This window comes from Neisseria flavescens (assembly GCF_005221285.1).
In the GTDB taxonomy this organism is placed as follows: Bacteria; Pseudomonadota; Gammaproteobacteria; order Burkholderiales; family Neisseriaceae; genus Neisseria; species Neisseria flavescens.
Map to the genome: position 1 here is coordinate 1,382,487 of NZ_CP039886.1, position 13,851 is coordinate 1,396,337.

The window sequence follows — 13,851 nt, forward strand, 5'->3', positions numbered from 1 at the left end:
TTTCAGCGTGCGAAGCCCCCCGAAGCGCGGCCCCTTATCCTCTATCAAAACTCAAAACAAGGCCGTCTGAACCTCGCCCCGCTCCAAGGCAAGCAACGATTGTTTGCGGTTCAAGCCGCCCGCGTAGCCGGTCAATTTACCGTCGCTGCCGATGACGCGGTGGCAGGGAATCAGGATAGACACCTTGTTCTGCCCATTTGCAGCGGCAACAGCACGAATGGCTTTGGGATTACCCAAACGCTGCGCCTGCTCCTTGTAGCTGCGCGTTTCACCGTAAGAAATGGTCAGCAGCGCATCCCACACCTGCTGCTGAAAGGCCGTACCTATCGTTTCCAAAGGCGTCGCAAAAACTTTCAGACGGCCTTGAAAGTATAAATCCAATTCTTGGCGCAAAAGTTGCGTTTGCTCATTTTCTTGGAAAATAAACTGCCCGCGCAAAGCTTTTTGGACAGCCATGATTTCCTGTTCCATGTGTTTCTGCCCGATAAATTCCAGCAGACACAAACCCTTACTGCCGAACACCGCCAACATCTCGCCCAACGGCGTGGCAACCGCTGCCGCAGTCAGTTCGTTTGGACTATCCGGATAACGCGTTTCCAACAGATGGATGGCTCGGCGGATACGGACATATTCTTCAGGCGTACAACCGATACAGTCAATAAAATCCTGCTCGAACTGCTTGGTTTCGTGTTCAGTAAGACGCTCGTGCAACAAGGCTTCGAGGTCGGTAGAAAAGTCAGTTTCCAACTGCTCGCGGATTTCATTCCACTTTGATGAAAGTGCATCTAAAGAAGGCAGAGTAATCATATTTTGCCTTGTCCAATTATCGACAACTTAAGAGAAAACAAAAAGAACAAAAGAATCGTATCGCCCTATCGTTTTTCAAAGCCTACGGTTTTTTTCACTTCAACAAACGTTTCAACATACCTTCATACACTGCCGACAGCTTAGGAATGTCTTCCAAACGTACGTTTTCGTTGATTTGGTGGATGGTCGCGTTGGATGGGCCTAACTCGATGAGTTCTTTGGCAATGGCTTTGATGAAGCGTCCGTCCGAAGTGCCGCCGGTGGTGGACAATTCGGTCTCTACGCCGCAGGTTTCGGCGATGGCGGCGCGTGCCACGTCGGTCAGTTTGCCCGCGTGGGTCAGGAAGGGCTGCCCCGAACACGACCACTGCAAATCGTATTGCACGCCGTGTTTGTCCAAAATGGCGTGGACGCGTTGTTTCAGCCCTGCTTCGGTGGACTCGGTGGAAAAGCGGAAATTGAATTTGACATTCAGCTCGCCTGGAATGACATTGGTCGCGCCTGTGCCACCGTTGATATTGGAAATTTGAAAGCTGGTCGGCGGGAAGTATTCGTTGCCTTCGTCCCAGACTTCCTGCGTCAGCTCTAACAAGGCCGGGGCAAAAGTATGCACGGGATTGATTGCCAAATGCGGATAGGCAATATGGCCTTGCTTACCTTTGACGGTCAGGTTGCCCGACAGCGAGCCGCGTCGGCCGTTTTTAATCATATCGCCCAATTTGTCCACAGCGGTCGGTTCGCCGACGATACAGTAATCAATCAACTCGCTGCGCGCTTTCAACACATCGACGACTTTGGTCGTGCCGTCCAGCGCGTCGCCCTCTTCGTCGGAAGTAATCAGGAGCGCGATGCTGCCTTGATGATCGGGGTGTTCGGCAACAAAGCGTTCGCAGGCGGTAACGAAACAGGCGATGCCGGTTTTCATGTCCGCCGCGCCGCGCCCGTATAATCTTCCGTCTCGCTCGGTCGGCTCGAACGGGGGCGAATCCCATTTTTCAACAGGGCCGGTCGGTACAACGTCGGTATGTCCTGCAAAACAGACGACGGGGGCTTTCGTGCCGCGTCGCAACCAGATGTTTTTGGTATCGCCGAAATGAAGTTCTTCAGCCACAAAACCGATTTTGTGCAGGCGTTCGGCAAGCAGTTTTTGGCAATCTCGGTCGTCGGGGGTAACGGATGGGCGGGAAATCAATGCTTTGGAGAGTTCTAGGGATTGGGTTTCGGTCATATTTGTTCACTTTGAGAAACAGGCCGTTTGAAACGTTCTGAATGTGATTTTCAGACGGCCTTGAGTTTATTTGAAGATACTGAATAGGCAGTCTGCCTTTCGGCATTCTGAGTTATTTTCCATGACAAGCTTCGTAAAGCGGCAGTAAGTCTTCCACTGTTTCCACTATCCATTTCACGACATCCTGCTTGCCCAAATCATCACGTTCGATGTGTTTCCCGATACAGAAAAAGTCTTCGTCGTTTTGCAATTTTCGGTCGGATTCGCTTTGTTGGGCGATGGTACGATAATCGTCATATTCGCTTTCTGCACCGTGCCACATATCGAAGGAAACGTATTTTTCAGTATCAAAATTATCCAGCCAGCGGTTGTAATCGGGCAGCGCAATGGGGGAAACATCGGCTTTATAGCAATGCCAGTCCAAGCTGACGCTCAGGCGGCGGCGGTTCAATAAAATCGACAAAATCGCGGCGGAATTTTTATATTGTTCGTATTTGAAATACGCAAAGAAATGAGCGCGCACCTGCCAGCCATTACACCAGCGTTCGATATGCGGCGGCGCAAACGGCGCACCCAATTCGGCGGCAACCTGCCGGATCAGCTGCTGCCATACCTGCCAGTTTTCTTTATAGTCTGCCTTGATTTGCGGAATGCTTTCAGGCTGGTATTTTTTAAGCTGGGAAAACTGGAAAAAAGGGATATTGAACAAATCGCAACTTTTTGGGGTCAGCATAGTGTATTCCTTGAGACGATTGTTTCAGACGGCCTTATTTGCGGCGGCGTGCGGCCATAATTTCGCCGATTTCGGTCAGTTTTTCTTGGGGGATAAAGGTTTTGCCCATCTCAAACAACGGCTCTTCAATCGCCAGATGAACATCATATCCTGCGACAAAACGTTTGAATGCTTCGGCATCGGGGATATAGGCGTTGTCCGCTTCAAGCTTGGCAAATTCAGCCGCTACGCCGTCCCAGTTGCTATGTAGGCTGACATGTTGGCGCAACAGATCGTCAACGCTTTCCTGGGCTTGCGGCGCATATTGCAACAAAAGCGGAAAGAAGTTTTCTTCTTCGTCTTCATGGTGCAGCGGCGCGGCAACGTTGAAATACCGGGCGATTTGGCGGATGGTTTGCAAAACAATCGGATTGCAGCCGTTTTCGGCGATATAGTCCGACAACATGGCAACCTGACCGCAAAAACGGCGCACTTTGCCGTGGCAGGCATACAGCATTTCAATCGGTTCGGCAAAGGTAACGCTTTGGGTTTCAAACGGATTCATGGTTTTTAGGATTTATTCTTAAATTAATGTTTCCAAATTATAACAAAACAGCCTGCACAAGGCAGGCTGTCTGTTTTCGGGCTTTAAACGGATTAATCGACCAAAGTCACTTTACCGTTCATCAAAGCACCGTGTCCCGGGAAGGTGCAGGCGAATTTGTATTCGCCGTCAGCCAATTTGGCAGGGTCCAGAGTCAAAGAAGCTTCTTCGCCGCCGCCGATCAGTTTGGTGTGGGCAACAACGCGTGCATCGTCAGGTTTAACGTAGTCAGTGTCGGCTGCGCCAACGCCGTCTTTAAAAATACCGTCCATGTCTTCGGCTTTACCGATGACAATGTTGTGACCCATGCTGGCTTTAGGTTGGGTACCGGTGTGTTTCAGGGTAATGGTAAATTCTTTACACGCTTTGCTGACTTGGATTTCTTTTGTGTTGAACTGCATCATGTCGTTGGCTTCAACGGTAGTCGCGCAGTTGCCGGCCGCAGGCGCAGCGGCAGCATCGGCCGGAGCGGCTTCAGAAGCAGGAGCTGCATCAGCAGGTGCAGTAGTTTCTGCAGGGGCAGTTTCGGAAGCGGCAGAAGTAGCAGGGGCCTCAGCAGGTTTTGCAGCTTCTTGAGAGCATGCAGCCAAGCCGATAACGGCAGCGGAAATCAGGGCCAGATAAGCTTTCATTGTTGTATCTCCTAATGATGAGAGCTTTGTTAAGTTCTATTAATAGCACCACACGAATATATTAATAAAAGGCAAACGCCAAACTAAAATTTATCCGTATAGCGTGATGTGAAATTCAGGCGTTATTTTGCTACAAACTTCACACGAAATCAAAGTTTCAAGCCAAGTTTACATCAGTTTACCTAAAAGAAAACAGATACTTTCCAGGTCGTATTTCTTTAGTATTAGATACTATCAGTCAAACGATATAAGCTTTAACATTTATTAACCGTAATCTCATCTGGCATAATTTTAACAGCTATGCTTGCGTACCAATTCTGCCAATGCCGCCGCCAATTCGGGATGTTTGCCTTCCAATTTGGCTGCCGCCTCATCGAAACTGTCTAAAGCTGCCTCGCTCAATCTCAAACTATTGGTTTTCGGCTGAGCCGGAGGCTTGGGAACTACCCTGACCACCACTTCCCTGACGCCTGCATGCAATGTTTGCAACTTGGGCAACATGGCAGGCAGGATCATTTTCAAACGCGAAGCAGCCATATTGTTGGCGGCGAGCAAGACCAATCTTCCGTCTTCTACGCAGGCCGTCTGAAAATGCGGATGCAGGTTGGCCGGCAAAACCGTTTTGATTTTTGCATCCAATTTCCGCCACTGTTGCGATTGTTGCAACAAGCCCGCCAATAAATGATCGCGCTTGCCTAATTGTGCTAAATCCATATATTTCAGACGGCCTCTCAGTAAATTAACCAAACAATTACAATTGAAATACAGCAAAACCGCCTTTATTTCAAACAGCATTACCGCGTTATACAAGCGCTTGTGTTAAAATCCCAGTTTCGCCCACTATTATATCAAGGCGCAGGAATTATTCATGCTGACAAACATTGCTAAGAAAATCTTCGGCAGCCGCAACGACCGCCTGCTGAAACAATATCGTAAATCCGTTGCCAAAATCAACGCGCTCGAAAAACAGATGCAAGCCTTAAGCGATGCCGATCTGCAAGCCAAAACTGCCGAATTCAAACAACGCCTCGCCGACGGCCAGACTTTGGACGGCATTTTGCCCGAAGCTTTCGCCGTCTGCCGCGAAGCGTCCCGCCGCGTACTCGGAATGCGCCACTTCGATGTACAGCTGATCGGCGGTATGGTTCTGCACAACGGCAAAATTGCCGAAATGCGTACCGGTGAAGGTAAAACTCTGGTGGCCACCCTTGCCGTTTACCTGAATGCATTATCAGGAAAAGGCGTCCACGTCGTTACCGTCAACGACTACCTTGCCTCCCGCGATGCGGGCATTATGGAGCCGTTGTACAACTTCTTAGGCTTGAGCGTCGGCGTGATCGTAGCCGATTTGCAACCTTTTGAACGCCAAACTGCTTATGGTGCCGACATTACTTACGGTACAAACAACGAGTTCGGTTTCGACTACCTGCGCGACAACATGGTGACCGACCAATACGACAAAGTTCAGCGCGAATTGAACTTTGCCGTAGTCGACGAAGTGGACTCCATTCTGATTGACGAAGCGCGTACGCCGCTGATTATTTCCGGCCAGGCGGATGACAACATCCACCTCTACCGTGTGATGAACGCCGTTCCTGCCCACCTTATCCGCCAAGAAACCGAAGAAGGCAAAGGCGATTACTGGGTAGATGAAAAAGCACACCAAGTCATCCTGAGCGAAGCCGGTCACGAACACGCCGAGCAAATCCTGACCCAAATGGGCTTATTGCAGGAAAACGATTCGCTCTACTCTGCTGCCAATATTTCCCTGATGCACCACCTCATGGCTGCATTGCGCGCACATACCCTGTTCCACAAAGACCAACACTACGTCATTCAAGACGGCGAAATCGTGATTGTGGACGAATTCACAGGCCGTCTGATGGCCGGCCGCCGTTGGTCCGAAGGCTTGCACCAAGCCGTTGAAGCCAAAGAAGGCGTAGAAATCAAACGCGAAAACCAAACGCTCGCGTCCATTACCTTCCAAAACTACTTCCGCCTGTACAGCAAACTGTCCGGTATGACCGGTACGGCCGACACCGAAGCCTTCGAGTTCCAAAGCATTTACAACCTCGAAACCGTCATCATCCCGACCAACCGTCCTGTACAACGTAAAGACTTCAACGACCAAATCTTCCGTTCAGCCGAAGAAAAATTTGAAGCCGTCGTCAAAGACATCGCCGAATGCCACAAAAACGGCCAACCGGTTTTGGTCGGTACAACCAGCATCGAAAACTCCGAACTGGTTTCTGACTTATTACACAAAGCAGGTCTGCCGCATAACGTTCTGAACGCCAAAGAACACGAGCGCGAGGCATTGATTGTGGCCCAAGCCGGTAAAGTCGGCGCAATTACCGTTGCCACCAATATGGCAGGCCGTGGTACCGATATTGTCTTGGGCGGCAACCTCAAACATCAAATCGAAGCCATCCGTACCGATGAAACTTTGAGCGAACAGCAAAAACAAGCGCAAATCACCGCCCTTGAAAACGGCTGGCAGGCAGAACACGACCAAGTGGTCGCCGCAGGCGGTCTTCACATCATCGGTACCGAACGCCACGAAAGCCGCCGTATCGACAACCAGTTGCGCGGTCGTGCCGGTCGTCAGGGCGACCCCGGTTCCAGCCGCTTCTATCTGTCGTTTGAAGACCCATTGTTGCGCCTCTTTGCGCTCGACCGTGCCGCCGCCATCCTCAACCGTCTGGCACCTGAGCGCGGCGTTGCCATCGAACACGGCCTTCTGACCCGTCAAATCGAAGGCGCACAACGTAAAGTCGAAGGCCGCAACTTCGATATGCGTAAACAAGTTTTGGAATATGATGACGTTGCCAACGACCAACGTAAAGTGATTTACCATCAACGCAACGAAATCCTGACCAGCAAAGACGTCAGCGATTTAACCCGCGAAATCCGCGCCGACGTTATCAGCGACTTGGTTGATTACCACATCCCGCCTGACAGCATGGAAGAGCAATGGGACATTCCGGCACTGGAACACCAACTTGCCGCCGATTTCCGCCTGCATGTCGATATTAAAGGCTGGCTGAAAGAAGACAGCACTTTGGACAACCAAGATATTAAAGAACGCCTCATCAAGCGCATCGAAGACGAGTATGCCGAAAAAGTCGAATTGGTCGGCAAACAGGCTATGTCTGACTTCGAACGCAATGTTATGCTGCAAGTTATCGACAACCAATGGCGCGAACACCTCGCCGCTATGGACTACTTGCGCCAAGGCATCCATCTGCGCAGCTATGCTCAGAAAAATCCGAAACAGGAATACAAACGCGAAGCTTTCGCTATGTTTGAAAACCTGTGGCGCGGCATCAAACAAAACATTGCCACTTTGCTGACTGCCGTTCAAATCGAGCGCAACAGCGAATACGACCATACTGCCGCACAAAGCGTCAGCGATGTTCAAACCGTCCACTCCGATGCGCCTGATATGGAAGAATTGCTCGGTCAATCGCAAACCGATTTGGTTACCGAAGCATTCGACCCTGAAGGCACAGACTTCAGCCCTGAAGCGCTTGCACAAAACGGCCTGATTGTTCACCGCAACGATCCTTGCCCTTGCGGCAGCGGTCTGAAATACAAACAGTGCCACGGTAAATTAAACTAAGCAGTCATCTCAAAAGGCCGTCTGAACGGTGAAACAAGAATCTTTGATTTCGTTCTCACATCTGTTCAGACGGCCTGAGAATTATCCAAACAAGTAAAAAATTTCCAAACCCAACTTCAAAAGAGTATCCCTATGGCAGGCAATACCTTCGGACAAATCTTTACCGTTACCACTTTCGGCGAAAGCCACGGCGCAGGCTTGGGCTGCATCATTGACGGCTGTCCGCCCGGATTAGAATTGAGCGAAGCGGATATCCAATTTGACCTTGACCGCCGCAGACCCGGTACCAGCCGCCACGTTACCCAACGCCGCGAAGCCGACCAAGTCGAAATCCTCTCCGGCGTATTCGAAGGCAAAACCACCGGTACACCCATCGCCCTCCTGATCCGCAATACCGACCAACGCAGCAAAGACTATGGCAATATTGCCACCAGTTTCCGCCCCGGTCATGCCGATTACACCTACTGGCATAAATACGGTACACGCGACTATCGCGGCGGCGGTAGAAGTTCCGCCCGCGAAACCGCTGCCCGCGTTGCCGCCGGAGCAGTTGCAAAAAAATGGCTGAAAGAAAAATTCGGCACGGAAATTACCGCCTACGTTACCCAAGTAGGCGAAAAAGAAATCCAGTTTGAAGGCTACGAATATATTTCACAAAATCCTTTTTTTGCCGCCAACCAAAGCCAAATTGAGGACTTGGAAAACTATATGGACAACGTGCGCAAATCATTGGATTCTGTCGGCGCAAAACTTCATATCGAAGCAGCCAACGTCCCTGTCGGCTTGGGCGAACCGGTTTTTGACCGCCTCGATGCAGAAATTGCCTACGCCATGATGGGCATTAATGCCGTCAAAGGCGTAGAAATCGGTGCAGGTTTTAATAGCGTAACGCAACGCGGCAGCGAGCATGGAGACGAGCTCACGCCTCAAGGTTTTCTATCCAACCACTCAGGCGGTATCTTGGGCGGCATCAGCACCGGACAAGACATTCATGTGAATATTGCCATCAAGCCTACCAGTTCCATCGCCACACCGCGCCGCAGTATTGATACAGAGGGCAATCCTGTCGAGCTTGCCACACACGGCCGCCACGACCCCTGCGTCGGATTACGCGCCGCTCCGATTGCAGAAGCCATGCTGGCCTTGGTATTGATTGACCACGCCTTACGCCATCGTGCGCAAAATGCTGACGTTCAGGTAAATACACCGGACATTGCCAAATTGGAAAAATAACCGTTTATTTCTGAATATTCTCAGAAAAATTTAGCCAAATCACAGTCTTTATACTACAATAGCACCTTATTGCCGTATGACGAAAATACGGATTTATATTAGAGGAATACAACCGCAATGGCACAAGAAACCGCTTTGGGCGCTGCGCTGAAATCTGCCGTCCAAACCATGAGCAAGAAAAAACAGACAGACATGATTGCCGACCACATTTACGGCAAATATGATGTATTCAAACGATTCAAACCGTTGGCCGTCGGTATCGACCAAGACTTGGTTGCCGCCCTGCCCCAATACGACCCTGCACTGATAGCACGCGTACTGGCCAACCACTGCCGCCGTCCGCGCTATCTGAAAGCCCTGGCTCGCGGCGGCAAACGTTTTGACTTGAACAACCGCTTCAAAGGCGAAGTCAGCGCAGAAGAACAAACCATCGCCCAACAACACCCAGCCGTTCAACAGGCATTGGCTGCACAAGCCGAACGCCAAGCCGCTAAGGCTACCACTGAAGCAGAAGCGGCTCCTGCACAAGCTGAGACCAACGAAGCTGCTGAATAATGTTCAGACGGCCTGATAAGGCTTGCACTAAATAAATAGAGCCCCAATTCAATACGACATCTTTAACGTCGATGAATTGGGGCTTTTTTATTGCCTTAATCTTATGTAAACTGATTAAAAATAGCTTTGTTTGCACTCACCAAGCCAAGTTTTGAAACCAAAATTTTTCTAAGCTATTCCTAATAAGGCATTTCTCTATTACCTTGATTATTCTTGTATCAGTTCAAACATTGAAAAGCATGATTTATGCATCGTTCAAACAAACTAAAATCTACCCCTTATGAACATAAGTAAAGGCCGTCTGAAATCTATCTTTCAGACGGCCTTTTTAAATCAAACAGTCAGTTAAAACACGGCTTGCAAAACCAAATAGCTGACAACAGACAAAACAGCAGCAGCAGGCAAGGTAATAACCCAAGCAAGGCCGATCGGTTTCATCAATCTCCAGTTGGCATTGCGGTTAACCAAGCCGATACCCAAAACTGCACCCACCAAGATATGGGTACTGGAAACAGGCAAGCCCATAAATGATGCAGCCATCACGACGGCGGCGGCAGAAAGCTCTGCAGAAAAACCTGACGCGGGGTGCATTTCTGCCAAGCTGGTGCCAACGGTTTTAATCACTTCTTTACCAACAAACCACAAGCCGACTATCAATGCGATACCAAAAGTCAACATGGCAATAGGCGGCACGGCGTTTTGAGCGGTAATGCTGTTGGTACGCAACACATCCATAATCGCGGCAAACGGACCAATCGCATTGGCAATATCGTTCGCACCATGACTGAATGCGAAACCGCAAGCGGTAAATACCTGCATCCATGAGAACATTTGGAAAGTCGATTTATCCAAATCTTTGCGTTTTAAACTTTTGGCAAATACAAACGTACCCATCCAAATAGCCGCGCCAATCATGAAAATGGTCAGGAAGCTGTTGACGTTGCTCATACCCAAATGCAGATTTTTCAGACCTTTGAAAATCAACATTGCCGCAATCATCATGCCGCCGACAGAAGCAATAAACGGCACCCAGGAATGCAGGGCTTTATAAGAATCTACTTCACCCTTACGGCTGTCAAAGCGGTGCATACCGCGATAATACTCAGACTGCAATTCTTCAGGATCAAAGTCCGGCTCATCATAGATTTGGGCATCGTGCGCCATTTTGGTGGCGTATTCGACTTTTTCAGATTCACTCAAGGCTTCAAAAAACAGGCGGTGTTCTTCTTTATAGGCTTTCTTCTCCAACTTGATGCCTTTGAGCGTATTATCAGCCCAAGAGTGGTAGTCCAAAACGTTTTTCTTAATTCGTGAAAACAACAGATAGGAAACGATGCCGCCCAAAACCGGAGACAATATCCAAGACAAGGCAATTTCGCCCAACTTGTCCCATTGAATCAACGCAACAGAATCCACACCGTTCAATGCCGCCATACACAGAGCACTACCGACGATACCGCCGATAATGGCATGTGTGGTGGAAACCGGCAGACCTTTGTGCGATGCGAAAAGCAGCCACAATGCCGCAGCCAAAAGCGCAGACATCATAATAAAGACAAACTGCATCGGATCCAGATGCATGCCATTCAAATCGACAATACCCTTACGGATGGTATCTGTTACCTCGCCGCCGGCAATCACTGCACCACTGACTTCAAATACTGCCGCAATCAGCAAGGCTTGCGGAATGGTCAATGTGCCGGAGCCGACACTTGTACCGAAAGAGTTGGCAATATCGTTGCCACCCACATTAAACGCCATGAAGACGCCGAAAAAGGTAGCAAGGATAAACAGGCCGGAGTGGTTGTAGTGGGTATAACCCAAGCCCCAATAAATAAAATAGCCGACCATGCTCACAAGCATAGCGGCAAAAACCGTATTAATCAGCTTCAAGTTCGCACTCGACTGAGTTTGAGCCATGGAAAGTTTCCTTTTGGAAAACATGTTGAGTCACGTTATTTTAACCTTTTTGTAATCTTTCTTGCACCAACTATTTACATTAAATGCCGAAATTCCCGTAAAAACGTCAAAAGGCGTTAAAATGTCGTTTTACCTTCTCTTTCTGTAACCGAAATGCAACCCCAATACTATATCGGCATCATGTCCGGAACCAGCATGGACGGTGCCGATGCCGTACTGATTCAAATGCAGGGCAAGCAATGGCAACGCGCCGTTGCACATAGCTTTCTACCCTATTCAGACGGCCTGCGCCAAGAATTGTTGGCACTGCAAAATATAGGCGAAAATGAATTGCACAGAAGCAATATCCTGGCTCAAACACTCAGCCGCCTATACGCCCAAACCGTCCAACAACTATTGGCAGAACAAAACCTGTCGGCCAAAGACATTGCCGCGATCGGCTGCCACGGACAAACCATCCGCCATGCGCCTGAACACGGTTACAGCATTCAACTGGTCAACCTCCCCCTATTGGCCGAACTGACCGGCATTTTCACGATCGGCGACTTCCGCAGCCGTGACCTTGCCTGCAACGGTCAAGGTGCGCCCCTCGTCCCCGCTTTTCACGAAGCGCTGTTTCAAGATGCGAATGAAACCCGCGCCGTACTCAACATTGGCGGCATTTCCAATATCAGCATCCTCCCACCCGACAACCCTTCTTTCGGCTTCGATACCGGCCCCGGCAATATGCTGATGGATGCATGGATGCAACATATTTGGCAGCAGCCTTACGACAAAAACGGGGAAAAAGCCGCACAAGGCAAAATCCTCCCTGACCTGCTCGCTTCCCTGCTCGACCATCCTTACTTCAGCCGCCCTTACCCGAAAAGTACAGGCCGAGAGTTGTTTTCCCTAGGCTGGCTTCAAGGCCGTCTGAAAGGTAATGAAAAGCCGGAAGATGTGATACGCACATTGGTCTTTTATACCGCACAAACCATTTTTGACGCGACCAAACAAGCTGCTCCGGCGATTCATCATCTTTATATCTGCGGCGGCGGCATCCGCAATCCGGTTTTGATGCAAGACTTGAAAACCCTGTTTTCTCCCGACACCAAATTACACAGCACAGCCAAGCTCGATCTTGACCCGCAATGGGTCGAAGCCGCCGCTTTTGCCTGGCTTGCAGCCTGTTGGTGCAATCAAGTTCCGAGCAATCCCCACCATGCAACCGGCGCACACTCACACCGAATTTTAGGCTCGGGGCATTATGGCAACTAAAGTTGGATAAATAAAAAGATGATATATTGACATGTCAATTATTAAAATAAGTTAATTTCATATCTTTTTGTTTTTGCTGGATATTTAGTTATTGCATTTTCAACAGAAACGACAAAGAACGGCTGTTTTACAGCCGTTTTATTTTGTATAAATTCGTTAAACCGCCTGATGTCGCGCTTTATCAAACGGCTTTTTAGTCTTGTGTATATAGAATGCCATTTTTGCCAATTTCCGCATTAGTGCAACGATGATTATCATCTTAGGCTTTTTTGCCGCTTCCAAATTGCTTACAAGTTGAGGAAATGCATTCATACGATAGGCAACAAGGGCAGGCATGAACAAGGCGCGTTTTAATTGCCGGTGTCCGTATTGGCTCAATCGGCCGTTTTTTTTGACACTTGTCCCTGATTGTTCAATTTTTGGACTTAAACCGGCAAAGGCTACAAATTTATTCGCTGTTTCAAAATTTTTATCTGTCAGGTGTCTTAGTAGTATCACTGCGGTTTCTTTTCCTATTGCAGGTATGGTTTGCAGGTTTTGATATTCGATATTTAGACTTTCTTTCTGTTTTATCATGCCTTCTATCCGCTTTGATGTCTGATCTATTTTTTCTTCAAGCAGTTCTATGATTGCTTCATGGGTTGATTTTATGTATATGTCTTTTGCGGTATGCAACCTGTTTTGTGTTTCTTTTTGCTGTTCTTTTAGTTGTTGCAGCAGATTAACCAGCTTATAGAGTATGGGATTTTCAGACGGCCTAAACGGTGTCAGTTTGTCTAAGTGTCGGTTTGCAAATTCGGCAATAAGTTTTGAATCTGCTTTGTCTGTTTTGGTATTGCTGAACTGACTTTTTGCGTATTCTTTGATTTTTAAGGGATTAATAACATAAACGGTATATAGTGCGCTCAAATATTCTGCCACCTGTTCGTAGTAAATGCCTGTTGCTTCCATGCTTATGGCAATTTTTCTAATTCGTTTTGTTTTTATCCAATTAATCAGATTCTCAAATCCTTGTATATTATTGGATATTTTTATATAGTCTTTGCTTCCTTTAGTTGTAATCAACGTTGCATCTATCGTGTCTTTCGACACGTCCAACCCTATTACATTCATTTTTCATTTTCCTTATCTATTCAGCCTAAAATGGCTATGATGATATTCAATCTTTAAGGTAATTGGACGGTTCGACATTTCTTTTCGTCAGTTTTTAACTTTGGCCGTTATACTGTCTAAACCGCCCAGGCTTTTGTTTTGCGCTTAAACAAAAACCCGTAAACTGCC

Annotated in this window: 12 protein-coding genes; 4 read left to right on the top strand and 8 right to left on the bottom strand. The window is 48.5% G+C overall.

What is annotated here, in order from left to right:
• Window positions 1-51 precede the first annotated feature (51 nt).
• From FAH67_RS07090 to FAH67_RS07115, 6 genes are all read right to left on the bottom strand, one after another.
• Window positions 52-807: a methylated-DNA--[protein]-cysteine S-methyltransferase gene (locus tag FAH67_RS07090; protein WP_003679307.1), complete on the bottom strand. Its 756-nt coding sequence runs from the start codon at window positions 805-807 to the stop codon at window positions 52-54.
• A gap of 94 nt (window positions 808-901) precedes the next feature.
• Window positions 902-2,035 carry a succinyl-diaminopimelate desuccinylase gene (gene dapE, locus FAH67_RS07095; protein ID WP_003679310.1) on the bottom strand — a complete coding sequence of 378 codons (1,134 nt, stop codon included), beginning with the start codon at window positions 2,033-2,035 and terminating at the stop codon, window positions 902-904.
• A gap of 112 nt (window positions 2,036-2,147) precedes the next feature.
• Window positions 2,148-2,768 carry a glucose-6-phosphate 1-dehydrogenase family protein gene (locus FAH67_RS07100; protein WP_003679315.1) on the bottom strand — a complete coding sequence of 207 codons (621 nt, stop codon included), beginning with the start codon at window positions 2,766-2,768 and terminating at the stop codon, window positions 2,148-2,150.
• Between the two features lie 34 nt (window positions 2,769-2,802).
• The gene (locus FAH67_RS07105; RefSeq protein WP_003679316.1) at window positions 2,803-3,312 is read right to left on the bottom strand and encodes a hemerythrin domain-containing protein; all 510 of its coding nucleotides are present in this window, start codon (window positions 3,310-3,312) and stop codon (window positions 2,803-2,805) included.
• 92 nt (window positions 3,313-3,404) lie between these two features.
• Window positions 3,405-3,983: an azurin gene (azu, locus tag FAH67_RS07110; RefSeq protein ID WP_003679317.1), complete on the bottom strand. Its 579-nt coding sequence runs from the start codon at window positions 3,981-3,983 to the stop codon at window positions 3,405-3,407.
• A gap of 291 nt (window positions 3,984-4,274) precedes the next feature.
• Complete coding sequence (locus FAH67_RS07115) at window positions 4,275-4,697, bottom strand: DciA family protein (RefSeq protein WP_039863521.1); 423 nt, start codon at window positions 4,695-4,697, stop codon at window positions 4,275-4,277.
• A gap of 154 nt (window positions 4,698-4,851) precedes the next feature.
• On the opposite strand from FAH67_RS07115, the gene secA reads away from it, so the two are divergent.
• The 3 genes from secA (at window position 4,852) to FAH67_RS07130 (ending at window position 9,393) form a co-directional block, all read left to right on the top strand.
• Complete coding sequence (gene secA / locus FAH67_RS07120) at window positions 4,852-7,605, top strand: preprotein translocase subunit SecA (RefSeq protein ID WP_003679319.1); 2,754 nt, start codon at window positions 4,852-4,854, stop codon at window positions 7,603-7,605.
• A 132-nt stretch (window positions 7,606-7,737) separates the two neighbouring features.
• Window positions 7,738-8,838, top strand: coding sequence for a chorismate synthase (gene aroC, locus FAH67_RS07125; RefSeq protein ID WP_003679320.1), 1,101 nt, complete (start codon window positions 7,738-7,740; stop codon window positions 8,836-8,838).
• A gap of 117 nt (window positions 8,839-8,955) precedes the next feature.
• Window positions 8,956-9,393 (top strand): ProQ/FINO family protein, encoded by a 438-nt coding sequence (locus FAH67_RS07130; RefSeq protein ID WP_003679322.1) that lies wholly within the window; start codon window positions 8,956-8,958, stop codon window positions 9,391-9,393.
• Window positions 9,394-9,738: 345 nt separating this feature from the next.
• On the opposite strand, the gene FAH67_RS07135 is transcribed toward FAH67_RS07130, so the two are convergent.
• A complete protein-coding gene (locus tag FAH67_RS07135; protein ID WP_115287610.1) occupies window positions 9,739-11,313 on the bottom strand; it encodes an inorganic phosphate transporter in 1,575 nt (524 codons plus the stop codon).
• A gap of 153 nt (window positions 11,314-11,466) precedes the next feature.
• Here FAH67_RS07135 and FAH67_RS07140 point away from each other — a divergent pair, with 153 nt between their 5' ends.
• Window positions 11,467-12,570 (top strand): anhydro-N-acetylmuramic acid kinase, encoded by a 1,104-nt coding sequence (locus tag FAH67_RS07140; RefSeq protein ID WP_003679329.1) that lies wholly within the window; start codon window positions 11,467-11,469, stop codon window positions 12,568-12,570.
• Window positions 12,571-12,726: 156 nt separating this feature from the next.
• Here FAH67_RS07140 and FAH67_RS07145 read toward each other — a convergent pair whose 3' ends face one another.
• Window positions 12,727-13,683, bottom strand: a complete 957-nt coding sequence (locus tag FAH67_RS07145) for an IS110 family RNA-guided transposase (RefSeq protein ID WP_112890884.1) — start codon at window positions 13,681-13,683, stop codon at window positions 12,727-12,729.
• Window positions 13,684-13,851 lie beyond the last annotated feature (168 nt).